Origin of the sequence: Streptomyces sp. NPDC091209, assembly GCF_044757755.1 — a bacterium.
In the GTDB taxonomy this organism is placed as follows: Bacteria; Actinomycetota; Actinomycetes; order Streptomycetales; family Streptomycetaceae; genus Streptomyces.
In genome coordinates this window covers 424808-450853 of the sequence record NZ_JBIVVR010000003.1, presented here as the reverse complement: position 1 = coordinate 450853, position 26046 = coordinate 424808, and the positions used below count along the sequence as shown (strand labels likewise).

Annotated in this window: 23 protein-coding genes; 11 read left to right on the top strand and 12 right to left on the bottom strand. The window is 69.7% G+C overall.

Annotated features, from left to right (window positions below):
- Nucleotides 1-104: 104 nt before the first annotated feature.
- From ACIQRL_RS12175 to ACIQRL_RS12150, 6 genes are all read left to right on the top strand, one after another.
- Entirely contained in the window at nt 105-1733 is a 1629-nt protein-coding gene (locus ACIQRL_RS12175; RefSeq protein WP_401330470.1) for a penicillin-binding transpeptidase domain-containing protein, read from the top strand.
- A 104-nt stretch (nt 1734-1837) separates the two neighbouring features.
- Complete coding sequence (locus tag ACIQRL_RS12170) at nt 1838-3514, top strand: penicillin-binding transpeptidase domain-containing protein (protein WP_401330467.1); 1677 nt, start codon at nt 1838-1840, stop codon at nt 3512-3514.
- 128 nt (nt 3515-3642) lie between these two features.
- Nucleotides 3643-4170: a YbaK/EbsC family protein gene (locus tag ACIQRL_RS12165; RefSeq protein WP_401330464.1), complete on the top strand. Its 528-nt coding sequence runs from the start codon at nt 3643-3645 to the stop codon at nt 4168-4170.
- Between the two features lie 494 nt (nt 4171-4664).
- On the top strand, nt 4665-4910 hold the full coding sequence (locus ACIQRL_RS12160) for a hypothetical protein (protein ID WP_401330461.1): 246 nt from the start codon (nt 4665-4667) through the stop codon (nt 4908-4910).
- A gap of 850 nt (nt 4911-5760) precedes the next feature.
- Nucleotides 5761-6471: a hypothetical protein gene (locus ACIQRL_RS12155; RefSeq protein WP_401330458.1), complete on the top strand. Its 711-nt coding sequence runs from the start codon at nt 5761-5763 to the stop codon at nt 6469-6471.
- Nucleotides 6472-6717: 246 nt separating this feature from the next.
- Nucleotides 6718-7062: a hypothetical protein gene (locus ACIQRL_RS12150; protein ID WP_401330454.1), complete on the top strand. Its 345-nt coding sequence runs from the start codon at nt 6718-6720 to the stop codon at nt 7060-7062.
- Between the two features lie 366 nt (nt 7063-7428).
- On the opposite strand, the gene ACIQRL_RS12145 is transcribed toward ACIQRL_RS12150, so the two are convergent.
- From ACIQRL_RS12145 to ACIQRL_RS12135, 3 genes are all read right to left on the bottom strand, one after another.
- Nucleotides 7429-7716, bottom strand: a complete 288-nt coding sequence (locus ACIQRL_RS12145) for a hypothetical protein (RefSeq protein ID WP_401330451.1) — start codon at nt 7714-7716, stop codon at nt 7429-7431.
- Nucleotides 7717-7940: 224 nt separating this feature from the next.
- Nucleotides 7941-8222 carry a hypothetical protein gene (locus tag ACIQRL_RS12140; protein ID WP_326787257.1) on the bottom strand — a complete coding sequence of 94 codons (282 nt, stop codon included), beginning with the start codon at nt 8220-8222 and terminating at the stop codon, nt 7941-7943.
- A 192-nt stretch (nt 8223-8414) separates the two neighbouring features.
- A complete protein-coding gene (locus ACIQRL_RS12135) occupies nt 8415-8888 on the bottom strand; it encodes a hypothetical protein (protein WP_401330448.1) in 474 nt (157 codons plus the stop codon).
- Between the two features lie 464 nt (nt 8889-9352).
- Here ACIQRL_RS12135 and ACIQRL_RS12130 point away from each other — a divergent pair, with 464 nt between their 5' ends.
- Nucleotides 9353-9928, top strand: a complete 576-nt coding sequence (locus ACIQRL_RS12130; protein ID WP_401330445.1) for a hypothetical protein — start codon at nt 9353-9355, stop codon at nt 9926-9928.
- Nucleotides 9929-10001: 73 nt separating this feature from the next.
- Nucleotides 10002-10286 (top strand): hypothetical protein, encoded by a 285-nt coding sequence (locus tag ACIQRL_RS12125; protein ID WP_401330442.1) that lies wholly within the window; start codon nt 10002-10004, stop codon nt 10284-10286.
- A 338-nt stretch (nt 10287-10624) separates the two neighbouring features.
- Here ACIQRL_RS12125 and ACIQRL_RS12120 read toward each other — a convergent pair whose 3' ends face one another.
- Complete coding sequence (locus ACIQRL_RS12120; protein ID WP_401330828.1) at nt 10625-11275, bottom strand: chaplin family protein; 651 nt, start codon at nt 11273-11275, stop codon at nt 10625-10627.
- Between the two features lie 433 nt (nt 11276-11708).
- Between ACIQRL_RS12120 and ACIQRL_RS12115 the strand changes: the two genes are divergently transcribed.
- Nucleotides 11709-13112: a condensation domain-containing protein gene (locus ACIQRL_RS12115; protein ID WP_401330439.1), complete on the top strand. Its 1404-nt coding sequence runs from the start codon at nt 11709-11711 to the stop codon at nt 13110-13112.
- Between the two features lie 163 nt (nt 13113-13275).
- Here ACIQRL_RS12115 and ACIQRL_RS12110 read toward each other — a convergent pair whose 3' ends face one another.
- The 6 genes from ACIQRL_RS12110 to ACIQRL_RS12085 form a co-directional block, all read right to left on the bottom strand.
- Nucleotides 13276-14436 carry a serine hydrolase domain-containing protein gene (locus ACIQRL_RS12110; RefSeq protein WP_401330436.1) on the bottom strand — a complete coding sequence of 387 codons (1161 nt, stop codon included), beginning with the start codon at nt 14434-14436 and terminating at the stop codon, nt 13276-13278.
- A gap of 84 nt (nt 14437-14520) precedes the next feature.
- The gene (locus tag ACIQRL_RS12105; RefSeq protein ID WP_401330826.1) at nt 14521-14925 is read right to left on the bottom strand and encodes an organic hydroperoxide resistance protein; all 405 of its coding nucleotides are present in this window, start codon (nt 14923-14925) and stop codon (nt 14521-14523) included.
- Between the two features lie 289 nt (nt 14926-15214).
- Complete coding sequence (locus tag ACIQRL_RS12100) at nt 15215-15688, bottom strand: MarR family winged helix-turn-helix transcriptional regulator (RefSeq protein ID WP_401330433.1); 474 nt, start codon at nt 15686-15688, stop codon at nt 15215-15217.
- Nucleotides 15685-16491, bottom strand: a complete 807-nt coding sequence (locus ACIQRL_RS12095; RefSeq protein WP_401330431.1) for an energy-coupling factor ABC transporter ATP-binding protein — start codon at nt 16489-16491, stop codon at nt 15685-15687. Before ACIQRL_RS12095 ends, ACIQRL_RS12100 begins: the two co-directional genes overlap by 4 nt.
- Nucleotides 16491-17252, bottom strand: a complete 762-nt coding sequence (gene cbiQ, locus ACIQRL_RS12090) for a cobalt ECF transporter T component CbiQ (protein ID WP_401330428.1) — start codon at nt 17250-17252, stop codon at nt 16491-16493. The genes ACIQRL_RS12095 and cbiQ overlap by 1 nt, the downstream gene beginning before the upstream one ends.
- 1 nt (nt 17253) lies before the next feature.
- Nucleotides 17254-18303, bottom strand: a complete 1050-nt coding sequence (locus tag ACIQRL_RS12085; protein WP_401330425.1) for an energy-coupling factor ABC transporter permease — start codon at nt 18301-18303, stop codon at nt 17254-17256.
- A 327-nt stretch (nt 18304-18630) separates the two neighbouring features.
- Between ACIQRL_RS12085 and ACIQRL_RS12080 the strand changes: the two genes are divergently transcribed.
- On the top strand, nt 18631-18987 hold the full coding sequence (locus ACIQRL_RS12080) for an SsgA family sporulation/cell division regulator (protein WP_365876645.1): 357 nt from the start codon (nt 18631-18633) through the stop codon (nt 18985-18987).
- A 143-nt stretch (nt 18988-19130) separates the two neighbouring features.
- Here the strand turns inward: ACIQRL_RS12080 and ACIQRL_RS12075 are convergent, their stop codons facing one another.
- Together ACIQRL_RS12075 and ACIQRL_RS12070 are read right to left on the bottom strand one after the other, a co-directional pair.
- Nucleotides 19131-21347 carry an MMPL family transporter gene (locus ACIQRL_RS12075; RefSeq protein WP_401330422.1) on the bottom strand — a complete coding sequence of 739 codons (2217 nt, stop codon included), beginning with the start codon at nt 21345-21347 and terminating at the stop codon, nt 19131-19133.
- A 176-nt stretch (nt 21348-21523) separates the two neighbouring features.
- On the bottom strand, nt 21524-22114 hold the full coding sequence (locus tag ACIQRL_RS12070) for a TetR/AcrR family transcriptional regulator (RefSeq protein ID WP_401330419.1): 591 nt from the start codon (nt 22112-22114) through the stop codon (nt 21524-21526).
- A gap of 281 nt (nt 22115-22395) precedes the next feature.
- Here ACIQRL_RS12070 and ACIQRL_RS12065 point away from each other — a divergent pair, with 281 nt between their 5' ends.
- Nucleotides 22396-25911 carry a S41 family peptidase gene (locus ACIQRL_RS12065; RefSeq protein ID WP_401330416.1) on the top strand — a complete coding sequence of 1172 codons (3516 nt, stop codon included), beginning with the start codon at nt 22396-22398 and terminating at the stop codon, nt 25909-25911.
- The last annotated feature ends 135 nt before the right edge of the window (nt 25912-26046 follow it).

Sequence of the window (26046 nt, the reverse complement as noted above, 5' to 3'; positions counted from 1 at the left end):
AGGTCCGCACCAGGGGCCCCACGCGCGCCTAGAGTGCTGGGTGAACCGGCTTTTCTGAACGCGTTCAGAAGTTCAGGGGAGGGTTCACGGGGAGGGATCGCGCGATGCGCAAGGGGGCCAGGGCTGCCGTCATCGGCAGCGTGTTCGCGGTGATGGTGGGCGGCGCCGGTTACGGCGCCTACAACGTGGTGACCTCGGTCAGCGGGGACGGCGGGAATGGGGGCACCGCCGGGCCCGCTCCGGTGAAGACCGGGCCGCCGAGCGGCGCCGAGGTCAAGGAAGCCAGCCGCGCGTTCTTCGCGGCCTGGGAGAAGGGCGACGCGGCCAAGGCGGCCGCGTACACGAACTACGCGTCGAACGCCGAGGGGCTGCTCGCCGGCTACCGCGACGACGCGCATCTGACCGACGTGCGGATCACGCCGAGCGCGCCGTCCGGGGCGACCGTGCCGTTCTCCGTCAAGGCGACGGTGTCGTACGACGGGAAGAGCAAGCCCTTCGCGTACGACTCCGAACTGACGGTCGTCCGCGGGGAGACCACCGGGAAGGCGCTGGTCGACTGGAAGCCGTCCGTCGTCCACCCGGAACTGAAGGACGGGGACACCCTGGTCACGGGCGAGTCGGCGAGCCCGGCGATCGAGGCCGTGGACCGGAACAACGTTGTCCTGACGAAGGAGAAGTACCCGTCCCTGGGTCCGATCCTGGACGCGCTCCGCGACAAGTACGGCGCCTCGGCGGGCGGCTCGCCCGGCATCGAACTGGCGATCCGGCACGCAACCGAGGGCGGCGACACGACCCTGGTCACCCTCGCCGAAGGGCGGGCGGGCAAGGTCCGCACGACGCTCAGCGCGAACGCGCAGGCCGCCGCCGAGAAGGCGGTCACCCGGTTCGCCGAGTCCTCCGTGGTGGCGGTGAAGCCGAGCACCGGCGAGGTGCTGGCCGTCGCCAACCACCGCGCGGACGGCTTCAACGCCGCGTTCCTCGGCAAGCTCGCGCCCGGCTCAACGATGAAGATCATCAGCGCGGCGACCCTCATCGACAACGGCATCACCACGGCCGACGGCCCCGCGCCCTGTCCGCCCACCGCGACCTGGCAGAGCGAGACCTTCCACAACCTCACGGGCATGAAGCCGCAGGAGAACGCCACGCTCTCCGACAGCTTCGCGCGCTCGTGCAACACCGCCTTCGTGAAGTACGCGGACGAGGTGAAGGTCGACTCGCTGACCAACGAGGCCGAGCAGCGCTTCGGACTCGGGCAGAACAACTGGAAGACCGGCATCGAGTCCTTCGACGGCTCGGTGCCCGCCTCCGGCGGCCCGAACACGGCGGCCAACATGATCGGCCAGGGCCAGGTCCAGATGAGCCCGCTGAACATGGCGTCGGTGACGGCGACCGCGATGACGGGCGCCTTCCGGCAGCCGTTCATCGTGCCGCGCTCCCTCGACGACCGTGAACTGGCCACCGCGAAGGGCCTGTCCAGCGGTACGGTCGCGCAGTTGCGGGCGATGATGAACCGCACGGCCGTCAGCGGCACCGCGGCCCAGGTGATGGCCGGGCTCGGCGGCAGCGTCGGAGCCAAGACCGGGTCCGCGGAGGTCGACGGCCAGGCCAAGTCCAACAGCTGGTTCACCGGATACCGCAACGACATGGCGGCCGCCGCCATGACCCAGGAGGGCGGTCACGGCGGAGAGGCGGCCGGCCCGATCGTCGCAGCTGTGCTACGAACAGGCGGCTGAAGTCACTCCTCACAGAACGGGACCCTAGGGTGGTGCTCCTCGTTGAGGAGCAAGGGGCGCGAGGGCATCACGGGGCATCAGGGGACGGCGGAGGACGGGAAGCTGTGGGCAAGAGAAGGCGCGTCGCCGAGCGACGGAAGACGAAGCAGCCCGCCGTACTCGGCGGGGTGATCGCCGTGGCCGTCGTCGGCGGGGCGTTCGGCGCCTACAGCCTGTACGGCAGTGGCGCGGCGGCCGAGGACGGCACCACGGCCACCACCCGCAAGGCCGTCGAGACGGGCCCGCCCTCGGCGGCCGAGATCAGCATGGCGTCCACCGCCTTCCTGACCGCCTGGCAGAGCGGTGATGCCACCCGGGCGGCCGCGGCGACCGACGACTCCGCCGCCGCCACGACCACGCTGACCGGCCTCGGCAAGGACGCCCACCTCAGCGGCGTGACCCTGACGCGCGGCAAGCCGTCGGGCGCCGACGTACCGTTCACCGTCAAGGCCACCGTCAGCTACAAGGGCAGGACCAAGCCGCTGGAGTACACGTCGAAGCTGACGGTCGTGCGCCGGGCCAAGGACGGTGTGGTGCTGGTCGGCTGGAAGCCGTCCGTCGTGCACCCGGACCTCCAGGACGGCGACCGCCTGGTGACCGGCGAGGCCGGGACACCGCCCATCACCGCCCTCGACCGCCACGGCGGCGAGCTGACCGTCGCCAAGTACCCCTCCCTGGGCACGGTCCTCGACGGACTGCGCGAGAAGTTCGGCAAGACGGCCGGCGGCAAGGCGGGTATCGAGCTGCGCGTGGTCCGCAAGGCCGCGGCCAAGGGCGCCCAGAAGACCCCCGACAAGACCCTCGTGACACTCAGCGCGGGAACGCCGGGCACCGTGCAGACCACGCTCAGCCCCACCCTCCAGGCGGAGGCCGAGCGCCTGGTGGCCGCCAAGCCGAAGGCGTCGGTGGTCCTGATGCGCCCCTCGACCGGCGAGATCATCGCCGTCGCGAACACGGACCACGGCTTCAACACCGCCTTCCAGGGCTCCCTCGCGCCCGGCTCCACGATGAAGGTCATCACCGCGTCGCTGCTCTTCGAGAAGGGCCTGGCCTCCCCCGACAAGCCGCACCCCTGCCCCAAGACGGCGACGTACGGCGGCTGGAAGTTCCACAACGACGACGACTTCGAGATCAAGAACGGCACGTTCAAGGCGAGCTTCGCGCGGTCCTGCAACACGGCCTTCATCACGCAGGCGAAGAAGCTGCAGAACGACGATCTGACCAAGCAGGCCCAGCAGGTCTTCGGGCTGAGCCGGAACAACTGGGCCATCGGCGTGCCGTCGTTCGACGGTTCGGTGCCGGTACAGAGCGCCGCCCAGATGGCCGCGTCGCTGATGGGCCAGGGCGGGGTCCGCATGAACCCGCTGAACATGGCGTCCGTCGCCTCCACCGTCCAGTCCGGCGGCTTCCACCAGCCCTACCTGGTCGCCGCGTCGGTCGATCACCGCACGCTGGCCACGGCGTCCCGCACCCTGTCCGCGACCACGCTCGCCCAACTGCGCGAGGTCATGCAGTACACGGCCTCCGCCGGCACCGCCGCCGAGGCCATGGCCGGCCTCGGCCCCGACTTCGGCGCCAAGACCGGCTCCGCCGAGGTCGACAACCAGGAGCAGCCCAACGGCTGGTTCACGGCCTGGAAGGGCGACCTGGCGGGAGCGGGCGTCGTCCAGGAGGGCGGCCACGGCGGCACCACGGCGGGCCCGATCGTGGCAGCCCTCCTGAAGGCCGGCTCGGGCGGCTGACACCCGGAAACAGCCGACTCCTGGAAACCCTCGCGGTCCCGGAAGGGCCCCGATGCCCCGATGCCCCGCGCGGAGCCCGGTCGGAGCCCGGTCGCGTGGCGTGTACACCGACCGCTAGCGTGCTGCGTATGAACGACACCGATGAGAACTCCGGCGATGAGCGGTCCTCCGCAGACGCCGCCCACCCCCTGTTCGCCGAGGCCCTGCGGGAGATGGGTCTCGGCGAGGTGATCGGACGGGTCCGGCGCTTCCCCGACACGGCCCGCACCACCGCCGAGGCCGCCGCGGCGATCGGCTGCGAGCCGAGCCAGATCTGCAAGTCGCTGTTCTTCGCGGCGGACGGGGTCCCGGTGCTGGTGCTCCTGGACGGCTCGGCACACGTCGGCATGGAGCTCGTACGGCGGGAGCTGGGCGCCGGGAAGCTCACCCGGGCCGGGGCCCACCTCGTACGGGAGTCGACCGGGTACGGGCCCGGCGCCGTGCCGCCCTTCGGGCACCGTACGAAGACCCGTGTCCTGGTGGACCGTTCACTGCTCGGCCACGACACGGTGTGGGCCTCGGCGGGCACCCCGTTCACCGTCTTCCCGATGGACCCGAAGAGCCTGATCGCCCACGCGGACGGCACGCTGGTGGACGTGCGCGAGCCCATCGCCTGACACCGCTCCGCACCGCGGCCGTGCCGCGTTTCGCGGTCACCCACGCCGGCCGGAACGCGCTCGCGCACCGCGTCGAGGACAAGCTCGTCAACTTCACGCCGATCGCCGACGGTGGACGCCTCACAGCGTCCCGTCGGCGACCCCAACTACCCCCGCTTGCGCCGCTCGTTTGATCGCACCCGCCTCGGCATCATCCTGACGCCGAGAGCGCAAGGCAGCGAGTCAAGAGCCCGCAAGCCCCAACTCTCGCTCCGGACAGTTGAGTTGATGCGACCGCTTGCCGTGCCGGACCCTCGTCCGCGGCGCACCCATACCGTATGCCGAATGGCAAAGCGTCCTTCTGCAGCGCCACTTGGTGTCCACGTCGAGCCCGGCTCCTCCGTAGGACACATACGACCTTCGCGCGCCGACCGACGAGACGCTACTGCTAGTGTTCATCCGGTCACGCTAGGCAACTAGCCATCATGTGCAAGTACCGAAGAACCGAGGGTTCCATGCTTAAGTTTCAGCAGATCGTGATCGCAGCGGCAGTGGCGGCCGGTGGCCTGTCCGCCGCCTGTGCCGGAACGGCTGCCGCCGACACCCATGACAACGGACCGCGGGCGGTGGACGTCTACCGCCCGTACCAGGAGTGCAGCCCTCAGACGGTGTCGGAGAACGACATCCCGATCGGAGTGCTCGGTTTCGGTCAGACCCTGGACACCACCTGCGGCCAGCACAACCGCGCCTTCACCGGCTGAGGTCAGCGACGTCATCATCGCGACGGTCGGTACCGGATCCCTTCGGGTCAACCCGAAGGGATCGAATGCCGGCAGCCGGCCGCCTTGATCTCGGTGCGAGCCGGCCGGATGGAGGACGAAGGCCGCTTGGACGGGGCCGGTGAAGTCCGGAGCAGACGGCCCCTCGGGTCGGCCAGGCCCCACACGTTCACCATCACCAGCAGCTTCATCCGCCCGTCAGGCCAACCGTCCAGCCGACGCGGAACGTTGGAAAAGGCTCAGTGTCGCGGACCACGCCTGCGGCGCGGCCGATCGTGAGGGAGCGGCGCCCGGGGCGCCCGTACAAAGGACACGCATCAAATGTTCAGCAGGAAAGAGATCGCGGCCCTCTCGGGGCTCATCGGCGGGCTCGCCGTGATGTCCATGGGCATCACCTACGCGCACGCCGCGGGAGGCCCTGCACCTTGCACTCGGAGCCCCCAGGGGGACGTCGTCTGTGTGCAGCACTTCGAAGGTAAGAGCACCGGGCAAGGCGCCATTCCCCATCAGGAGACCTGCATGCCGGTGCAGTCCGTGACGGTGCCCTCCCCCATGGGCAACGGCACGACGCAACTCGGCCCTCGGGTGACCTGTTCGCCCGCCACGTCCGGAGCGCCTCGGCCGATTGGCGGGAAGCCGGAACTGCCCGACCCCCTCGCCCCCTGAGGAGCACGGTGGCCGGCCCCTGCCCTACGGCCTCGTTGACGCGCTACCCCGTACGGGGCTCCGGCGCGACATAGGGGCACAAATCCCCTATTGCCTACGACCGACGTGTTTACGTTTACGCAATTGGTCATTCCGGGCGGTATGCCCGGGTCAGAAAGGGTCATCCATGCGTAAGTTTCAGCGCGCCGTGGTCGTAGCGGCGGCGTTTGCGGGACTGTCCGCCGTCGGCGCCGGCATCAGCTTCGCCGACAGTAACGACAGCGCGCCTGTACCGGTCACCGCCGTCGCCAGCTCGTCCGCCAACGCCGTGGCCGGCGGGGGTGGCTACTACTTCCAGCCGCAGGAGCAGGGCCAGGAGCAGAAGCAGGCCCCGGTGCAGAGCCAGCCGCAGACGCAGAGTCAGCCGCAGGTGCAGGACCAGCCCCAGGCTCTGAGCCAACCGCAGGCCCCGGACCAGCCGCAGGCCCAACCGCAGGCGCAGGACCAGCCGCAGGCCCAGAGCCAGCCGCAGGCCCAGAGCCAGCCGCAGGCCCAGGACCAGCCGCAGGCCCAGAGCCAGCCGCAGGCCCAGGACCAGCCGCAGGCCCAGAGCCAGCCGCAGGTGCAGGACCAGCCGCAGGTGCAGGACCAGCCGCAGGCCCAGAGCCAGCCGCAGGTGCAGGACCAGCCGCAGGCCCAGAGCCAGCCGCAGGCCCAGAGCCAGCCGCAGGCCCAGGACCAGCCGCAGGCCCAGAGCCAGCCGCAGGCCCAGAGCCAGCCGCAGGCCCAGGACCAGCCGCAGACGCAGGACCAGCCGCAGGCCCAGGACCAGCCGCAGACGCAGGACCAGCCGCAGGCCCAGGACCAGCCGCAGACGCAGGACCAGCCGCAGGCCTAGGGCGATAACGACTAAGAGCGAGAGCTCTGAGTCAAGGCCCGCCGCGGCCCCACTCAGCGTCGGGGATACGGACCGAGCGGTGCGCTGAGTGACACCCCGTGGCGCAGGTAGCCCGGACGCCGAGTTCGCGTCCGGGCTACAACCATCCTTCCGGCGGACAAAGATTCAATTGCCTGACTTTCTCGGCGCGGGCAACGCCGGTCAATAAATGAGTGTCCGATTCTTCACCACAAAGGAATGCACCACATGCTCTTTTCGCAGAGGACTGCGGCCGTCGCCGCATTCGCCGGAAGCCTCGCCGCCATCTGCCTCGGCGCTGCGCATGCCGAGGGAAACCCAGGCGCCTGCCCCAGCACCGCGCAGAAGGACGTCGTGTGCGTTCAGAAAAATGAGACGTACATCGACAAGGACGGCACGCACGTCATGAAGCAGGACCAGCAGTGCTCGACAACAGACCGGCCGCACGTGGTCACGCAGCAGGACCAACTCCTGGGAAACGAAAGCGAACCTGCCAAAGTGGGGCCGGTTGTGGAGTGTTCCAACACGGCCAAGCTGCCTGACGGGTTCAAGAAGCTGCACTTCGGCAGCTGAGCGCTCACGGAAAATGCTGGTCCGGGGAAGGGTTCCCGGACCAGCATTTCGTTTCCCGGTCGTCTTCGATGCCGGCTACGACGTGACCCACCCGGTCCTCCTGCCAGCGGACCCGCGACTGCTTCACAACTGGGCCTCACAGCAGCGGCCTTCGCGTTGATCCCGTGCTTCCGTGACGGAGCACAGGATCAGGCGAAGGCCGCTGCTGTGTTCGGAACTCTGGCAAACCCATCGGCATGTTCGGGACCGTTTCGACGGCAGGCCCGAAACCCCGAGCTCAGGGCTTGCAGACAGCCGAACCGCGGGCTTGAGACGTGACCTTGCAGGTCAATGAGTCACTCGCCCACAGGTCGTTCATGGTGAGTCTTAGCCGTTGAACCGGTTGCTGCAGCCCGCGGATGAGCCCAGCGACGTCTTCTGGGCCCCCGGGTTGCCCTCGCCACCCAGCAGGTTGCCGCCCAGCCCGTTGCCGATGCCGACCTGACCGAGGACATCGAGGTTCAGGTCGTGCGACTCACAGGCGCTGTGCTGCGAGATGGTGAAGCTGTCGCCGCCCTGGTCCCAGCCCTGATCCGCGTGGGCGACGCTGGCGCCCAGAAGTCCGACGTTTCCGAGGACGGCCAACAGGACAGCGGCTGTACGGAGCTTGCGCATGTCATCTCCAGAAAAAGGTGAGGTGAAGGCGATCTGCGAGGGATCGCCTCCATGTGACGCGAAGAGTTCAACGGCGCCAGAACGGAGTGCCCGGAAGGGGTCGGCGCCACGCTGCGCCGCCTCGGAAGTGGTTTGGCGCACGCAAAACGGTCCCGGCACTTTGCCTGAGGCCCAGTGCCGGGACCGTTCATGGTTCGGCGTCTTTACTTACGCCTGAGGGGACTTCAGAAGGCGCTGTTGTTACAGCCCATGGTGGAGCCGAGGGAGGTGGACTGGGCGCCCGGGTTGCCTTCGCCGTTGAGGGCGTTGCCCAGCAGGCCGTTCAGCACGCCGACCTGGCCGAGGACGTCGAGGTTCAGGTCGTGCGACTTGCAGTTGGAGCTCTGCGTGACGCTGAACTGGTCGCCGCCGCCCTCGCCGTGACCACCGGCGTAGGCCGTACCGCCAACGAGCCCGATGCTGCCGATGGCAGCGACCAGGACCGCAACGTTGCGAAGCTTGCGCATTTCATCTCCGTGTGGGGGTGAGTTTTTGCGATCTGTGGGTAGATCGCGGTTACGGGTAGAACATTAGCGACAAACGCCGTGAAAAGGACAACACTTTGGCTTCATGTCGCCGAGGAAGCACCGAAAGCGTGACGCGGGGCGAGCCGGTCCCAATCGTCCGCCGCCTCTGACCGGCGTCGACGTGGTCGTCCGTCAGTGCTGCTGCACGTTGGCGAAGGAGTTCGTCTGGCTGTTGGCCTGGGTGCACTCAATGCCATGGGTCTGGGATGAGGCGAGCAGGGCAACCGGGACGTTCGCATCGAGCAGGGCCTGCGGGCTGCACTCCTGGTACGGACGGAACAGGTTGGCCTGCCCCGCCGAATCGCCCTGTTGCTTCTGCGGCGCTTCAGGAGAGATGTGCGGGCTGAGCTGCGGATTCAGCTGCGGGCTGAGCTGCGGGGAAACCTGAGCGCCACGCGACGGTGCCAGTTGTTGCGGAGCCGGCGAGCCATAGGTCTGCGTGGTCGCCTGAGCGGAGGACGCCGAGGCTGCCTGGGCGTCGGGCTGCGAAACCGGGTGCGGCGCAACGCCGTTGGGGGCCAACGAGGTGGCGGCTGAGCTGGGGCCGGCGCCTACACCGGCCAGGCCGCCGGCTGTCGCGGCGACGAGCGCGATCTTGTGAAGCATACGCATGGAGTTCCTCGGCTCTTCAATTGACCTGTGCACGGAAGCTAATGTGCGGATGGAGCAGCGCAGTCTTCGCTGCCCTTGCTGCTCCATTCGGCTGCGATGGGCCATCCCTATCGCCCCGTGGGGAACGAAAAAAACACGGACTCGCAACGGGCGTTGGGGTGTGGTCACCCATTTGATGCGACGTGCGAGCCGTGACGCCCGGGTCGGCAGACGGCAAACGGGTGACGACCCGTCGAGTGCCGTAACCACGGCGCCGAAACCTCGTTCCCCGGAGGTGAGGGCAGCGACCGTAAACCATGGACAGGTGGAGGATCCGCTGCCAGCTCCGATACGAAGTCCGCGTGCTCCTCGAGATAACCGTAGCCTCCGGCGCGATGCGAGTGACGCACCAAAATGCACGCGTGACCGCATTGAATGCAATGGACTTACTTCTCAGGTAACGAAGGGCCGAGGGTTTCATGCGGAAGCTTCACAAGGCCGCGCTCGTCGTCGCAGCGGCCAGCGGTTTGGCCGGCATCGGTGCCGGCGGCAGCTATGCCAACTCACCGGAGGGGCGCCTCAGTACCACCCCGGCATCGGTTCCGGATCAGCCGGCTGCTCCGGCCGCGGCTGCCCAACCAGCCCCACAGGCCGCCCCGTCAGGATCACAGCAGACCGGCTACGCCTCGGCCTCGGCCTCATCGCAGGGAACGGCCCAGGCCTCCAGCTCGTCGAACCCGCAACAGGCCGCACCGCGACAGTTCGCGCAGGCCGCACCCGCACAGCCGGCGCAGGCCGCCCCGCCACAGGTCGTGCCGCAGGTCATGCCGCAGGTCATGCCCCAAGTGGCCCCGCAGGTCGCCGTACCCCAGGTACTCGACTCGGAGGCCCCGATGGTTGTCGCCCCCCAGGTGAACCCGCAGCTCAACCCTCAGGTGAACCCGCTCGTCAACCCGACGATCACGCCTGAGAGCGCACCGCAACTGGCTCCGGTCGCCCTCGGGCAGATCGCGGCCCCTCCCGTCGGACAACTGGGACTTCCCCGACTCGGCTGACAGCCCGCCCCCTGCACATCCGCGGTCCTGACTCGACAGGTCAGATCCCCGCACTTCCTCCAAGGAGCTTCACATGCGCAAGTTGCACAAGGTAGTTCTTCTGAGCGCCCTCATCGGCAGTGTCGGCGCTTTGGGTGCCAACACCGCTTCCGCATACGGCGACCGGGGCCACGACGGCGACAGCATCGACATCACGCAGGGCGTCGAGTGCCGGTCGCACGACATGAACATCGAGGTGCTCGGCAGCGTCGGCGCCCTCACCGGCGTGGCCGGTAACCTGCTGAACGGAGAAGGCGCCGCGGGCGCACAGCAGAGCCATCTCGGTTCCGACATGGGTTGCAACAACCGGGCGCTCTGACCGACCTGCCGCTCGCGCCCTCCGTCGGCGCGGTGCCACTGCGTCTGCCGGTGGCACAAGGTCTTTTACCTGCATACCTTTTCGATTTGGCCGACACCATCTCTGCATCGGGTTGCACAGAGGCGGCGTGAACGCATGAAGCGTTCGCGCCGCCTCCGTTTTTCCTGGTGGGTACGAGGGGGTGTCAAGCCTCCGGCCGTGTCCCGCACACCGGGCCTTGACCCTTGCTCCAGTGGCGAGGCGCTCACGTCGATGCCATGGCGCGGAGGGCGGACAGGCACCGGCAGGACGCCTGGGCCCCACCAAACACGTTCGATGGGGCTGTACGGGCGTCGGGGTCAGCGGCCTGGGCGGAAGCGGCGGTACAGGACCGCACCAGCGAAGAGGGACACGGCGCCGCCGGCGAGGGCCGGGACCGTCAGATCCGCTCCGGTGTGGGCCAGTGTGGGTGTCGCCGTGTCCGGGGCGTCCGGAACGGCCTCATGCCGGGGAGCCGGGATTCGTGACGCCGGGGGCGTCGGAACCGAGGGCGTGGGAGCCGGAGTTGTTCGGTGGACGTGAGGGTGAGCGTGCTCACCGCCGTTGACCGACCGGTTGCCGAACGCCGGGTCACCCACGCCGACCGCGTTGACACTGTTCCCGGAAACGTTCACCGGCAGATCGACCGGGAGCTGCAGACCATTGCCCGAGATCAGCCCGGGCGAGTCCTTGACTCGGCCATCGGCCGAGGCTTCGCCTGACCTGTCCGATCCGCCCTTGGTTTCCGCACCGTCGGCCTTGGCCGTGTCCTTGTTGTTTTTGCACACGTTGCCCACGGCCGGGTTGAGCAGCCCCACGACGTCCACCGTGTTGCCGCAGAGGTTCAGCGCCGCGGACAACGGAATCTGGATGGTGTTCCCGGAGAGCACCCCGGGCGAACCGGCCGCCGTAGCCCCGGCGTCAGCACCATCGGCTGCGAAGACGGAGGACGCGGGAAAAGCCACAGCCATCGCGCTGGACGCGGCGGCAACGGCGAGCAAACGGTTTCGAGTAGCCCGTCTCATGGATCTCTACCTTCCTAACATCACTGCGGGCACTCACCCGCACATCTGCAAACGCTGGAAAGGCAGCAGAGTTATGGCGTGCCGCCTTCCAAGTCGCTGTGCTGTGCAAAAGGGCCCGACAGATGCCGTCGATCATGTGACTGTCGGTCTGGTTGCTCGTTGCTCTTGTCATGGCGGTCGCGGCGAAGAGGCGACCGCGGCCGTGCAGACGTCTCGGACGAACCGCGATCGCACGGCCGTTGAATGCGGGGCGATGGAGGGGTCGCTTCACCGTTCGACGCGCCACACCTTCTGCTGATTTGCAGGCGACACGGCAGACGGCGCTCGCATACGAGTCCACGTTGATCAAGCCTGTGTTTTCCGACAAGGAGACGCCACTGTGCGAATTTCTGATATTCAGCGCTGCGAAGTCCGCCCTGGACGGCTTGTGGAGTGGGGGTTCAGCCCTGCGACCGTCGCGGCCGCGACGGTGCTGCCGACGGATCCGCGGCCGCCGGCGTACATCCAGGAATCACACATCAGAACGGCGCGGTCGGTGCGCGAGGGGGGCCTGTTCGTGCCGACCTGGATCGGTACGGCTTTCGACCTGCCCGGCCAGGTCGACCTCGACGCGCTGGAACAGGCCCTACGCGGCTGGACACTGCGGCACGAGACGCTGCGCAGCGGGTTCAGATGGTCGGGCGACGAGATGCGCCGGTTCACTCTCGACCAGGACGACGTCACGCTCTACCGCGAAGTGGTGGGCGACTTCGCCGATGCGAACCTGCTGGCCGAGCATTTGCAGGACCGTTTCGACAAGGCGGCAGATGCTCTCGGCTGGCCCAACCTCATCTACGCGGCGGTCGTCCGCGAGGACTCCACCAGCGTGTATCTGGCATTTGACCACACCAACGTCGACGCCTACTCGCTGCACCGCATCCCGTACGAGGTGCGGGAGTTGTACACGGCACATGCCGCGGGGCAGCCCCTCACCGCCACACCGGTCGCGAGCTATGTGGACTTCTGCGAGCAGGAGCGGGCGAACGCGAACGCCATCGACGACACCCACGCCATCGTCACGCGCTGGCGTGAGTTCATCGGCCGGTGCGACGGAAGGCTTCCGGAGTTCCCTGTCGATCTGGGCCTGCGGCCCGGCGACGTTCTGCCCGTCCAGAAGCTCATGCGCGAGCCGCTCGTCGACGCTGACGCGGCCGCGGCGTTCGAGACGTACTGCCGGCCCTACGGCGGCAGCCTGGTGGGCGTCCTGGCCGCAACCAGTCTGATCGTCCACGAAATCGGTGGGCACCCGGTCTACCGCACGGTCGTGCCGTTCCACACCCGACTGAAGTCCACGTGGTCGGACTCCGTGGGCTGGTATGTCGGCGGCGCGCCGATCGAAGTACCCGCGGCACGGGACTTCGACGCCGCGCTCGCCTCGGTCCGGGCCCAGTTGCACGCCAATCGGTCGTTGGCACGCATCCCACTGGCCCGGGTACTGCGCCTCCTGGGCGAGGACTTCCGCCCCACATCACCCGACCTGTACTCCATCGTCTCGTATATGGACGCCCGCCTCAATCCTGGTTCGGCCTGCTGGAGCGAGCAGAAAGCGTACGGGCTGCTCCGTGTGTCGTACGGCGATCAGGTGTGCGCCTGGGTCAACCGGCTGCACGAGGGACTGTGGATCGCATGCCGCCACCCGGACACGGACATCGCCTCCAAGAACGTACGCCTGTATATCGAGAAGCTTCGAGAGCTGATCGTCTCGGTTTGCCCTGCGACCTTTTCCACCGCCGTGGGGCGATGACGCGCATCGCCGACCGGAGTGAAGCTGCCGACGCGGCAACGGAGTACGTCGGCCTCGGCTCGCCGGCCGCCTCACCGGCATCCTTGCCACCGCCATGACCGACTTCCGCTCCTGAGCCTCGACCGGGGCCGACGGCATCGGGCGGCGGGACGTGGTGCGGCGGTTACGCGGTGACGGCCGTCCGCACCGCCCGGACCAGCGCCTGCGCCCGCGCGTCCGCCGTCACGCTCGTACGGAAGGTGTTGGTGACGTATCCGAAGGCGATGCCCGACTCGGGGTCGGCGAAGCCGAGGGCGCCGCCGCGGCCGGGGTGGCCGAAGGAGCCCGGGGACAGCAGCGGCGAGGCTCCGCCGTGGAGCATGTAGCCGAGGCCGAACCGGGTGTTGACGACCAGGATCCGGTCGGGTCCGGCGGACTGTTCCGTCCGCGCGGCCGACACCGTCTCCGGCGTGAACAGCCGTACGCCGTCCACCTCGCCGATCAGCGCGGCGTAGAAGCGGGCGAGGCCGTCGGCCGTGGCGATGCCGTTCGAGGCGGGGAGTTCGGCCGCGCGGTAGGCGGGATCGTTCTCGTCGGGCATCGGGGTGATCGCGCCGAAGGCGCGCCGGGTCAGGCTGTCCCGGTCGGCGTACGCCTCGGAGACCGCCCGCTTCGGGCGGGTCTTGAGGACACCGGGTGCCGACGGCGCCTCGACCTGCGCGACCCGCCCCACCCGGCCGGCCGCCGTCTCCGGAAGCCCGACCCACAGGTCCAGGCCCAGCGGCCGGGCGATCTCGTCCGCGATCCACCGGCCGATCGTGCGCCCGGTCACCCGCCGGACCAGCTCGCCCGTCAGCCAGCTGTACGTCTGCGCGTGGTACCCGTGCTCGGCCCCGGGCTGCCACGCCGGCGTCTGGGCGGCCACCGCCGCGGCCGCGAGGTCGAGGTCGGCGGCCTCGGCGGGGCTGAGCGGACGGTCGAGGACGGGCACTCCGGCCCGGTGCGCGAGCAGATGCCGGACCCGTGTGTGCTCCTTTCCGTGCGCCTTGTACTCGGGCCAGTAGGCGCCGACCGGCGCGTCCAGGTCGAGCTGTCCCCGCTGGGCGAGCAGCAGGAGTACGGCGGCGGCGACGCCCTTCGTCGCGGAGCGCACGATCTGCGCGGTGCCGCGCTCCCAGGGCCCGCTGCCGTCGACGTCACGGGCGCCGCCCCACAGGTCGACGACCTTGTGCCCGTCGCGGTACACGGTGACGGCGGCGCCCCGGTCCCCCGGCGTCGCGAAGTTGGCCGCGAACGCCTCCCTGACCGGCTCGAAGCCCTCGGCCACTGTGCCGTTCACGTCCACGCCCGCGCTCCCTGTCGCCTCACCGCTGTCAAAGTTCCAGCAGTGAGTGGAACACGCGTCCGCGGCCTCCGATTCCTAGGCCCCCTAGCCCAGCAGGATCGTGACCTCGATGTTGCCGCGGGTGGCGTTCGAGTACGGACAGACCTCGTGCGCCGCGTCCACGAGCTTCGTGGCCACGTCCTCGTCGACGACGGGCAGCGAGACGCTCAGCGCGACCGCCAGTCCGTAGCCGCGCTGCTTGTTGGGGCCGATCCCGACCTTCGCCGCGACCGTGGAGCCGGAGAGGTCGAGGCCGGCGCGGCGGCCCACCAGCACCAGCGCGTTGTGGAAGCAGGCGCTGTACCCGGCCGCGAACAACTGCTCCGGGTTCGTCCCGTTCCCGTCGCCGCCGAGGGCGGGCGGCATCGCGACCTTCAGGTCGAGCTGCCCGTCCTGGCTGGTCACAAAGCCGTTCCGGCCGCCGTGCGCGGTGGCCTCGGCGACATACATGATCTTCGTCGGACGGGTGTCGACAACGGCGCCGTCGATCACGGCAGGACCTCCCCCAGGGCGGACAACACAGGAGTACACAAGTACATCGTGCACAAGGTACCGGCTGGTATGGGAGTCCGGAATGCCCAGGGGCGGGAAGCCAGGGTGACCGGAGGCCGGGAACCCGGGTGACCAGGGACGGGAAGCCTGGGCGAACAGGGTGGAAAGTCCGGGCGAACGGCGAACGGGGCCGTCCGTGGCTCGGCAAGGAGTGGCGGCCCCGCGCCGCCGCGATCTCCCGCGCGGGTCAGCGGCCCCGCGCCGCCGCGTCCTCCGCGCGTTCCGTCAGCCGCCGCAGCTCCCAGCGGAGGCGCGTGACCTCGGCCTCGCTCAGGCCGGTCGCCGTCAGCAGTGCCTGCGGCACCTCCTCCGCGCGCTCCCTGAGCACTTCGCCGCGCCCGGTGAGGGCGACACGCACGGAGCGTTCGTCGTGCGCCGAGCGCTCACGGCGTACGAGCCCCGCCGACTCCAGCCGCTTGAGCAACGGCGACATCGTGCCGTAGTCGAGGTGCAGGGCGGTGCCCAGTTCCTTGACCGTGGTCTCGCCGCGCTCCCAGAGGACCAGCAGCACGAGGTACTGCGGGTAGGTGAGGCCGAGCTCCTCCAGCAGCGGGCGGTACGCGGCGGTCACGGCACGCTGGGCGGCGTACAGCGCGAAGCACAGCTGGTCGTCGAGCAGCAGCGACCCGGCCGGCGGCCCGACGTCCTCTTGTTTCGTCACGCCCCCATTGTCACGGAGCGCGGGTCGAACCCGAAGGGCAGCTCCAGACGGTGGGTGCGCATGAGCTCGCCGTCCGAGAGGAGGGCGCCGGTCCCGCCGTCGGCGACGATCACTCCGTCGCTGAGGACGAGGGAGCGGGGGCACAGTTCGAGGGCGTACGGCAGATCGTGGGTGACCATGAGGACGGTGACGTCCAACGAGCGCAGGATGTCGGCGAGTTCACGCCGGGAGGCGGGGTCGAGGTTGGAGGAGGGCTCGTCGAGGACGAGGATCTCCGGCTCCATCGCCAGCACCGTCGCGACGGCGACCCGGCGCCGCTGCCCGAAGGACAGATGGTGCGGCGGACGGTCGGCGAAGGCCTCCATGCCGACCTGCTCCAGTGCCGTACGGACGCGGGCCTCCAGTTCGGCGCCCTTCATGCCCGCTGCGGCCGGACCGAAGGCGACGTCCTCGCGCACGGTCGGCATGAACAGCTGGTCGTCCGGGTCCTGGAAGACGATGCCGACCTTGCGCCGGATCTCCGCCATGTGCCGCTTGCCGACCGGGAGTCCGGCGACCGTCACCGTGCCGGCGCCGCCGGTCAGGATGCCGTTGAGGTGCAGGACGAGGGTGGTCTTGCCGGCGCCGTTCGGGCCGAGCAGCGCGACGCGCTCGCCGCGCCCGATGGCGAAGTCGACGCCGAACAGGGCCTGGTGCCCGTCCGGGTAGGCGAAGGCGAGCCCGGAGACCTCCAGCGAGGCCGGCACACCGTCCGTCTCCCCCGGCGTCCCCACAGCCGTCTCCCCCGTCGTTCCAGCAGACATCACAGCGTCCATCCCAACAGACATACGACAAGGGCGGCGAACGGAAGGGCGAGGGCGTACGACCACTGCGCCCGGGACGCGGTCACCTCGTCGATGACGGGCATCGAACCGGTGTAGCCCCGGCTCACCATGGCGAGATGCACGCGCTCGCCGCGCTCGTAGGAGCGGATGAACAGGGCGCCCGCCGACTTCGCGAGCACCCCCCAGTGCCGCATTCCGCTCGCCTCGAAGCCGCGCGACTCCCGCGCGATCCGCATGCGCCGCATCTCGTCGGTGATGACATCGCCGTAGCGGATCATGAAGGAGGCGATCTGCACGAGGAGCGGCGGGAGCTTCAGCCGTTGCAGGCCGAGGAGCAGTTCCCGCAGTTCGGTGGTGGAGGCGAGCAGGACGGAGGCGGCGACGCCGAGGGTGCCCTTGGCGAGGACGTTCCAGGCGCCCCACAGGCCGTTGACGCTCAGGGACAGTCCCAGCACGTCCACCCGCTCGCCCTCCGCCACGAACGGCATCAGCACCGCGAACGCGACGAACGGGATCTCGATCAGCAGCCGCTTCAGCAGGACGCCCGCAGGCACCCGGGCCTGACGGGCGACCGCCGCGAGCAGGACGGCGTACAGCGCGAACGCCCACATCGCCTCGCGCGGGGTGGACACGACCACGACCACGAAGGCGAAGGCCGCGGCGAGCTTGGTGTGCGGCGGAAGCGCGTGGACGGGCGAGTGCCCGTGCCGGTAGAGCCGGTGCGTGTGCCCCGCCCCCACCTCAGACGCCTTCCGGCACGGACGTGGGCGAGGTGTCGGACGTACGTCGTCTGCGGACCGCCCAGAAGACGCCGCTGCCCGCCACGACGGTGACGCCGACGCCGATCACCCCCGCGAGACCGCCGGAGACCCGGGCGTCGGAGATGTCCTTGACCCCGTATCCGGCGAGCGGCGAGTCACCCGTGGCGTGCTTCCCGGTCCGGGTGTCGATGCCCTTGTCCTTGGCGACCTTCTCCAGGCCGTCGGGGCTCGCGGAGGCGTAGAAGCTGACGAATCCGGCGAGGACGAGGGAGGTCACCAGGCCGGTGATCCACACCCTGCGGTGCGAGGAGCGGGCCGCGACGGGGGCGGCGGCCGTGGGAGCGTCGACCAGTTCGCCGCCGACCCGCAGCTTGAGCCGCTGCTGGAGGCCGCGGGCGCCGTACACGAGATCGGGTCGTACGGCGATGACGGCGCCGACGGTGAGCGCGGTGATCACGGCCTCGCCGATGCCGATGAGGACGTGGACGCCGATCATCGCCGTGGCGACCTTGGAGATGGCGACGTCGGTGGTGCCGCCGACCGCGTAGATCAGGGTGAAGGCGACGGCGGCCGCCGGAACGGACAGCAGCGCGGCGACGAAGGACGCCACGGTGACCGAACGCCGTTTGCGGGGCAGCACCTTCACCAGGCCGCGGAAGAGGGCGTACGACACGACCGTGGTGACGATCGCCATGTCGGTGATGTTGACGCCGAGCGCGGTGAGGCCCCCGTCGGCGAAGAGGATGCCCTGCATGAGCAGGACGACGGAGACGCAGAGGACACCTGTGTAGGGGCCGACGAGAATCGCCGCCAGGGCACCGCCGAGCAGATGTCCGCTGGTCCCGGCGGCGACCGGGAAGTTCAGCATCTGCACGGCGAAGATGAAGGCGGCGACCAGGCCGGCGAGCGGCGCGGTCCGCTCGTCGAGTTCACGGCGGGCACCCCGCAGGCTCACGGCGATGGCGCCGGCGGCGACCACGCCTGTGGCGGCGGAGACCGGGGCGTTGATGAATCCGTCAGGCACATGCACCGTTCGATGATAGTGCCTTGTTGCGAACGACTTGCAAGAGCGAAGTGCTCACGAATAGCCGCGCCGACAACTGCCGACGGCCGTGCGGGCAGGAGCAGTTCACGAGGACGAGCCGACGGACGCGACGGCGCGAACCGATCGCGGGGGCGTGCGACCGCCGCCCCACGCATGCACCCGCCGCACACATGCACCCGCCACGACTGGGCAGGCGTTCCCCGAAGAGCGGTCACCGGGGGCCGGAGAGCGGTTTCCGCGAGATGTGCGACATTGGAATGGTGACGGAATTCACAGCTTCCGCACATGTAACGCAGCGTAAGGAGTCGGTTCATGCACGCCGTCGAACAATACGCACGCGCTCATATCGTGACCGACACCGCCGACTCCGCCGACGACGAACACCGGGCCGTCCCGGTGGCTCTCCGGTACGACCCGGAGACCGACCCCCGCCAGGTGCACATCACGCTGCCCGGCCCCCACGAGTGGGTCTTCGAGCGCGAACTCCTTGAGCAGGGACTGCGCGTCCCCGTCAGCGACGGCGACATCCGCATCTGGCCGTGCGGCCGCGTCCAAGCCGTCCTGGAATTCCACTCGGCGCAAGGGGTGGCGGTCGTGCAGCTCGACACGAAGGCGCTCATGCGCTTTCTCCGTCGTACGTACACGGCCGCCACCCCGGTGGCTCACTGATCACTCGTCGGTGCCTCGCCGCAGGACCGGCGAGGTCTCACCGATGTCCTCGTGGAGGCCCTCCCGACTCCGGGGCCTCCGAGGTTTCGGAGGCCTCGAAGCGGTCCCGGAAGCAGAGGTCCCGGAGGTCTCCGGGCCGAGGCTCAGACTCCGGCGAGCTCCCGTTCGCGGTCCTCTTCGCGCGACTTCTCGTCGAGCGCGCGCAGGCCCTCGCCCTCGACGTCCACGTTCGGCAGCGCGCGGTCCAGCCACCTCGGCAGCCACCAGGCCCTCTTGCCCAGCAGCGCGAGCACCGCCGGGACGAGCGCCATCCGCACGATGAACGCGTCGAAGAAGACGGCGATGGCGAGGCCGAAGCCGATCATCTTGATCATCGACTCGCTCGACCCGATGAATCCGGAGAACACGGCGATCATGATGACCGCGGCCGCCGTGACGACCCGTGCGCCGTGCTTGAACCCGGTCACGATCGCCTGGCCGGGCTTCTCCCCGTGGACGTAGGCCTCTCGCATACGCGTCACGAGGAACACCTCGTAGTCCATGGCCAGTCCGAAGACGACGCCCACCATGAAGATCGGCATCATCGACATGATCGGGCCGGTCTCCTGGACGCCCATCAGAGAGGACAGCCAGCCCCACTGGAAGACCGCGACGACCGCGCCGAGGGCCGCCATCACGCTGAGCAGGAAGCCGAGGGCCGCCTTCAGCGGGACGAGGATCGAGCGGAACACCACGATCAGCAGCAGGAAGGCGAGACCGACCACGAGCGCGAGATACGGGATCAGCGCGTCGTTGAGCTTCTGCGAGAAGTCGATGTTCATGGCCGTGGAGCCGGTGACCAGCACCGTCGCGCCCGTCTCGGCCTTGATGCCGGCGCCGCCGCCGCGGATGGTGTGGACCAGGTCCTCGGTCGTGACGGAGGACGGCTTCGAGTCGGGGATCACCGTGATCATCGCGGTGTCACCGGCCCTGTTGGGCGCCGCCGGGCTCACGCTCACGACACCCTTGAGGCCCTTGATCTCGTCGTGCACCGTGCTGAACGCCGTCTTGGGCGCGTCGCTCGCCTTCGCGTCCACGACAACCATCAGCGGGCCGTTGAAGCCGGGCCCGAAGCCGTCGGAGAGCAGGTCGTAGGCGCGCCGCTGCGTGGTGGACGTCGGCTGCGAACCGTCGTCGGGCAGGCCCAGCTGGAGCGAGGCCGCCGGGACCGCCGCCGCGCCGAGGCCGACCACACCGAGCAGCAGCACGGCGAGCGGGCGGCGGACGACGAAGCTCGCCCAGCGGGTGCCCATGTTGGGCTTGCCCGCCTTCTTGGCGGCTCGGCCGCCGCCGAGGAGCCTGCTCTTCTTGCCGGCCGGCTGGACCCTGCGGCCCGCGTACCCGAGCAACGCCGGGATCATGGTCAGCGCGATGAGGACGGCGACGGCGACCGTGCCCGCCGCCGCGACACCCATCTTCGTCAGCATCGGGATGTTGACGACCGACAGCCCGACCAGCGCGATCACGACGGTCAGTCCCGCGAAGACCACCGCCGAGCCCGCCGTGCCGACGGCCCGTCCGGCCGCTTCCTCGCGTTCGCGGCCCTCGGCCAGCTCCGCCCGGTAGCGGGAGACGATGAAGAGGGCGTAGTCGATGCCGACCGCGAGGCCGATCATCATCGCGAGGGTGGAGGTGGTGGAGCCGAGGTCGAGCGCGCTGGCGAGCGCGGTGATCGTCGAGACGCCGATGCCGACGCCGATCAGCGCGGTCAGCAGCGGCAGCCCGGCCGCGATCAGGGAACCGAAGGTGATGACGAGGACGACCGCGGCTATCGCGATGCCGATGACCTCGCTGGAACCGGTCTCGGGCGTCGCCTGGAGCGCGTCACCGCCCACCTCGACGGTGAGTCCGGAGTGCCGCGCGTCCTGCGCGGCCGCCTTCAGCGCGTCCTTCGAGGCGTCCTTCAGCTCCATGCCGGAGACCTTGTACTTCACCGACGCGTACGCGATCGATCCGTCCTTGCTGACGGCGTGGACCTTGAACGGGTCGGTGACGGAGGTGACCTCGGAGCCGGTGCCGAGCACCTCGACGGCCTTCTCGACCGTCGCCTTGTTCTCCTTGTCCGCCATCTTCTCGCCGGAGGGCGCCTTGAAGACGACCCGAGCGGTCGCTCCGTCGGCGCTCATCCCGGGGAAGCGGCTCTCCAGCAGGTCGAAGGCCTTCTGCGCCTCGGTGCCGGGGATCGAGAAGGAGGACGATCCCGCGACGGGCGCGGAGGCGGCGCCGACACCCGCGAGCGTCAGCAGTGCCACCCAGATCAGGGCGGCGAAATGCCGTCGCCGGAAGGCGAGTCGGCCGAGTTTGTAGAGGAATGTGGCCACGAGGGCGTACTCCCGGTCAGGTCGTGGAAGGACAGGGGCTGGTGTGATCACCCGAGTGGGGGCAGGGGGGATCAGCCCGACGACGTGAGCGGCGCGTCAGGTGCGACTACAGAGATGACTCCGTAGGGGGTGGGTCCGTGGGGGTGGAAGAGGGAAGGAGATGAGGGCGTGGGACGTCAGGCGCCGAGAGCGGGGAGGACCACGGCGTCGACATACGAATGCAGGAAGGCCTGCGTCGGCGGGAGTTCGTCGATCATGGTTCGGGCGGCGAAGGCGCCGATCAGCATGTGCATCACGTACTGCATCGCCGGGTTGTCGGCACGGATCTCGCCTCGGTCGACACCGCGCTGGAGGACCCTGCGCAGCTCTTCCAGCTCCGGCTCGATCAGCCACTCCCGGAACGCCTTCAGCAGATCCGGATTCGAGTGCGCCGCCATGGCCAGGCCCCGCATCAGCGCGGAGTCCTGCTCCATCTGGCAGTCGTCCTGCCGGAGGGCGAGCGCGTGGAAGTCGCCCCGCAGGCTCCCGGTGTCCATGTCGGAGAACTTCAGCGGCTTCTGGTGCCGCAGCGCTTTCACGACGAGCTCGGCCTTGCCGCCCCACTGGCGGTAGAGGGTGGCCTTGCTGGAACGGGTACGGGCCGCGACGGCGTCCATCGTGAGGGCGTCGTACCCGACCTCCCGAAGCAGGTCGAGCACGGCCGTGTACAGCTCGGCCTCACGCTCGGGTGTGATCCGACTGCGACGCGCCGTTGCGGCTTCAGCCATCCCACTCACCTCTCCCGCTTCGGATCCCGCTTGGGAGCCATGCTTCGTATGCCTCTGAAGATACCTCCCCACACCAGCGAAACGAAACCGTTTCGTACGTGTGCTGGGTCACGCCGGGGAGCGGGTGGTTACGGCATGCCGGCGGCCGGGGCAGGTGGGGCGCATGTGTTCCTGAACGCGCCCCGCGTACACCTCCCGTATTCCCGGGAGCGCCCCTGCCCCACAACGCGCCCCCGGTTCCACGAGTTGCCGGGGCCCGTCCAGCGGAAAAGCATGGGGAGGTGAGCGACGAGTACGAGAACGCGACCACGGACGAGAACTCCCCCGGCTATCTGCGTTTCCCGCACCTGAGCGGCGACCGGCTGTGCTTCGTCACCGAGGACGATCTGTGGCTGGCCCCGCTCGACGGCCGGGGGCGCGCCTGGCGGCTCACCGTCGACCGCACCAAGGTCGGCCACCCCCGGTTCTCCCCCGACGGCCGGCACATCGCGTACACGAGCTGGCGCAGTTTCGTCCCGGAGATCCATCTGGTGCCGGTGGACGGCGGACCGGGCCGCCGGCTCACCTACTGGGGCAGCGCCGACACCCAGGTGTGCGGCTGGTCCCCCGACGGCGACATCCTCGCCGTCGCCTCGCACGGCCAGCCCTTCTCGTACTTCACCTGGGCCTACTCCGTCGCCACCGACGGCGACCCCGGCCGCAAGCTGCCCTGGGGCCCGGTCTCGGACATCGGGGTCGCCGACGTCGAGGGCGAGCGCAGGACCCTGCTGCTCACCGGCACCCCGCCGCACGAACCGGCCGCCTGGAAGCGCTACCGGGGCGGGGCCACGGGCCGTATCTGGCTGCACGGCCGGCAACTGGTCTCCGGCCTCGAAGGCCATCTCGCCTGCCCGATGTTCGTCGGCGGGCGCATCGCGTTCCTCTCCGACCACGAGGGCGTCGGCAACCTCTACTCCTGCGCGTACGACGGCTCCGACCTGCGCCGGCACACCGACCACGACGCCTTCTACGCCCGGCACGCGTCGTCGGACGGCACCCGGGTCGTCTACCAGTGCGCGGGCGATCTGTGGATCGTCGACAACCTGTCCCCCGAGTCGGTCCCCCGCCGTCTCGACGTCGTCCTGGGCGGTCCGCGGGCGGGGCGGCGTACGTACCCGGTGCCCGCCGCCCAGCACGTGGACAGCATCTCCGTCGACGAGACAGGACGGGCCAGCGCCGTCGTCGTACGCGGCAGCCTGTACTGGCTCACCCACCGCGACGGCCCCGCGCGCACCATCGCGGACACCCCGGGCGTACGGGTCCGGCTCCCGGAGATGCTCGGCTCGGGCGGCCAGATCGCCTATGTCACCGACGCGGAGGGCGAGGACGCCGTCGAGATCGCCTACCTGCCGCGCGCGACCGGCGCCCGCGAGCCGCGCCGCCTCGCCTCCGGGCGGCTGGGCCGCGTACAGGAGCTGGTGTCGGACCCGCAGGGCGAGCGTCTCGCCATCGCCTCGAACGACGGACGCCTGCTCCTGCTCGACGCGACGGAGGAATCGGCCGGCATCTCCGACACGGAGTCCGCCGACAACTCCGGCACGGAGTCCGAGGACGCCTCGGGCACGGAGACCGAAGACGCCTCCGCCGCGAAGTCCGGCGACACCTCCGAAACGGACACCGAAGACCCCTCCGCCACGAAGTCCCGCGACACCTCCGAAACGGACACCGAAGACCCCTCCAGCACGAAGTCCCGCGACACCTCCGAGACGGAGACCGAAGACGCCTCCAGCACGAAATCCGGGGAAGCCGAGGTCACCGAGCTCATCCGTTCCATCAACGGCCCGGTGACGGACCTCGCCTTCTCTCCGGACGGCGCGTGGCTGACCTGGTCCCACCCCGGGATCGGGCGCTCGCTGCGGCAGATCAAGATGGCCCGCATAAAGGACCGCCTGATCGTCGACGTCACCAACGGCCGCTTCGAGGACGAGAATCCGGTCTTCACGTGGGACGGCCGCTATCTGGCCTTCCTGTCCTGGCGCGGCTTCGACCCGGTGTACGACGTCCACACCGGGGACCTGTCCTTCCCCCTCGGCTGCCGTCCCTACCTCGTCCCGCTGTCCTCCGCCACGCCTTCCCCGTTCGCGCTGAACCCGGACGGGCGGCCGGTCGCCGGGGGCCTCGACCCGGTCGAGGACGGGTCGGGCGACGGCAGCACGACCACCGTCGAACTCGAAGGCCTGGAAAGCCGGGTGACGCCCTTCCCGGTCACCGCCTCCAAGTACTCGGCGCTGCGCCCCGTCTCGGGCGGCGGCCTGGTCTGGCTGCGCTGGCCGATCTCCGGCGCGCTGGGCGAGACGTTCGCCAACCCGGACGACACGACCGGCCGTCCGACCCTGGAGTTCTTCAACATCACCAAGGCGAAGAAGTCCGAACTCGTCGACCATCTGGACTGGTTCGCGGTGAGCGGCGACGGTTCCCGGCTCGTCGTCGTCGACGAGGGCGATCTGCGCGCCGTCCCCTCCACCGAGTCCGGCGACAGCGACTCGACCGTCTGGATCGACCTGCGCCGCATCCTGCACGAGGTGGACCCGCCCGCCGAATGGCGCCAGGCGTACGCGGAGGCCGGCCGCATCATCCGCGCCTACTACTGGGACCCGAACATGTGCGGCCTCGACTGGGACGCGATCCTGGAGCAGTACCGCCCGCTGGTCGAACGGGTCGCCTCCCCGGACGAGTTCGCGGACCTGCTGCGCGAGGTCCTCGGCGAACTGGCCACCTCGCACGCCTACGTCACCGCCGCGCGCCGCAACGAGGGTCCGCCCCACTACCAGCGCTGGCAGGGCCTGCTCGGCGCCAACTTCGTCTGCCGTGACGGCAGTTGGATGCTCAAGCGGATTCTGCCCGGGGACTCGTCCGACTCCAAGGCACGCTCACCGCTGGCCGGCACCGGTATCCGCGAGGGCGCGGTCCTGACCCATGTCGACGGGCGCCGGGTGGACCCGGTCGCCGGCCCGTATCCGCTGCTCGCGGGCGCGGGCGGTACGACGGTGGAGCTGACCTTCACCCCGGCGGAGGGCGAGGGCCGCTCACGCCGGGTGGCCGTGGTCCCGCTGATCGACGAACGCCCGCTGCGCTACCAGGACTGGGTGGCCAAACGCCGCCAGGTCGTACGGGAGTTGAGCGGCGGCCACTGCGGCTATCTGCACATCCCGGACATGGGCGGCTCGGGCTGGGCCCAGTTCAACCGCGACCTGCGCATGGAGGTCTCACGCCCGGCCCTCATCGTCGACGTGCGGGGCAACGCGGGCGGCCACATCAGCGAACTGGTCGTCGAGAAGCTGACCCGCACGATTCTCGGCTGGGACCTCACACGTGACGCGCAGCCGGTGTCGTACGCCTCCAACGCCCCGCGCGGCCCGGTGGTGGCCCTGGCCGACGAGGCGACGTCGTCCGACGGCGACATGATCACCGCCGCCTTCAAACTGCTCAAACTGGGCCCGGTGGTGGGGCAGCGCACCTGGGGCGGAGTCGTCGGCATGACCGGCCGGCACCGCCTCGGCGACGGCACCGTCATCACCGTGCCGATGAACGCCGCCTGGTTCGACGCGTACGGCTGGTCCGTCGAAAACCACGGCGTCGCCCCCGACTTGGAGATCCTGCGCACCCCGCTCGACTGGGCGGAGGGCCGTCACGCCCAGTTGGACGACGCCATCCAGCTCGCCCTGGACCTGCTCCGCACCCATCCCGCGGCCTCCCCGCCGGACCACTCGAACGTGCCCGACAGAACACGACCGAAGCTCCCCCCGCGAGCGAACTGACGTGCACCCGAACCGACCTGAACGAACGGACCGGAACGAACGGACCGACCACCCGCGGCTCGGGCCGCGTTCCTGCCAGGCGGGTGCCGGGCGGGCGGCGGACGCGCGAATGGGGTGCCCCTCGGAAAGGGGCAC

Bases quoted from the DNA above. Each gene is read 5' to 3' on its own strand.
- ACIQRL_RS12175 (WP_401330470.1), top strand. From the start codon at position 105: ATGCGCAAGGGGGCCAGGGCTGCCGTCATCGGCAGCGTGTTCGCGGTG.
- ACIQRL_RS12165 (WP_401330464.1), top strand. From the start codon at position 3,643: ATGAACGACACCGATGAGAACTCCGGCGATGAGCGGTCCTCCGCAGAC.
- ACIQRL_RS12160 (WP_401330461.1), top strand. From the start codon at position 4,665: ATGCTTAAGTTTCAGCAGATCGTGATCGCAGCGGCAGTGGCGGCCGGT.
- ACIQRL_RS12155 (WP_401330458.1), top strand. From the start codon at position 5,761: ATGCGTAAGTTTCAGCGCGCCGTGGTCGTAGCGGCGGCGTTTGCGGGA.
- ACIQRL_RS12150 (WP_401330454.1), top strand. From the start codon at position 6,718: ATGCTCTTTTCGCAGAGGACTGCGGCCGTCGCCGCATTCGCCGGAAGC.
- ACIQRL_RS12145 (WP_401330451.1), bottom strand. From the start codon at position 7,716: ATGCGCAAGCTCCGTACAGCCGCTGTCCTGTTGGCCGTCCTCGGAAAC.
- ACIQRL_RS12140 (WP_326787257.1), bottom strand. From the start codon at position 8,222: ATGCGCAAGCTTCGCAACGTTGCGGTCCTGGTCGCTGCCATCGGCAGC.
- ACIQRL_RS12135 (WP_401330448.1), bottom strand. From the start codon at position 8,888: ATGCTTCACAAGATCGCGCTCGTCGCCGCGACAGCCGGCGGCCTGGCC.
- ACIQRL_RS12130 (WP_401330445.1), top strand. From the start codon at position 9,353: ATGCGGAAGCTTCACAAGGCCGCGCTCGTCGTCGCAGCGGCCAGCGGT.
- ACIQRL_RS12125 (WP_401330442.1), top strand. From the start codon at position 10,002: ATGCGCAAGTTGCACAAGGTAGTTCTTCTGAGCGCCCTCATCGGCAGT.
- ACIQRL_RS12120 (WP_401330828.1), bottom strand. From the start codon at position 11,275: ATGGCTGTGGCTTTTCCCGCGTCCTCCGTCTTCGCAGCCGATGGTGCT.
- ACIQRL_RS12105 (WP_401330826.1), bottom strand. From the start codon at position 14,925: ATGTATGTCGCCGAGGCCACCGCGCACGGCGGCCGGAACGGCTTTGTG.
- ACIQRL_RS12095 (WP_401330431.1), bottom strand. From the start codon at position 16,491: ATGTCTGCTGGAACGACGGGGGAGACGGCTGTGGGGACGCCGGGGGAG.
- ACIQRL_RS12080 (WP_365876645.1), top strand. From the start codon at position 18,631: ATGCACGCCGTCGAACAATACGCACGCGCTCATATCGTGACCGACACC.
- ACIQRL_RS12070 (WP_401330419.1), bottom strand. From the start codon at position 22,114: ATGGCTGAAGCCGCAACGGCGCGTCGCAGTCGGATCACACCCGAGCGT.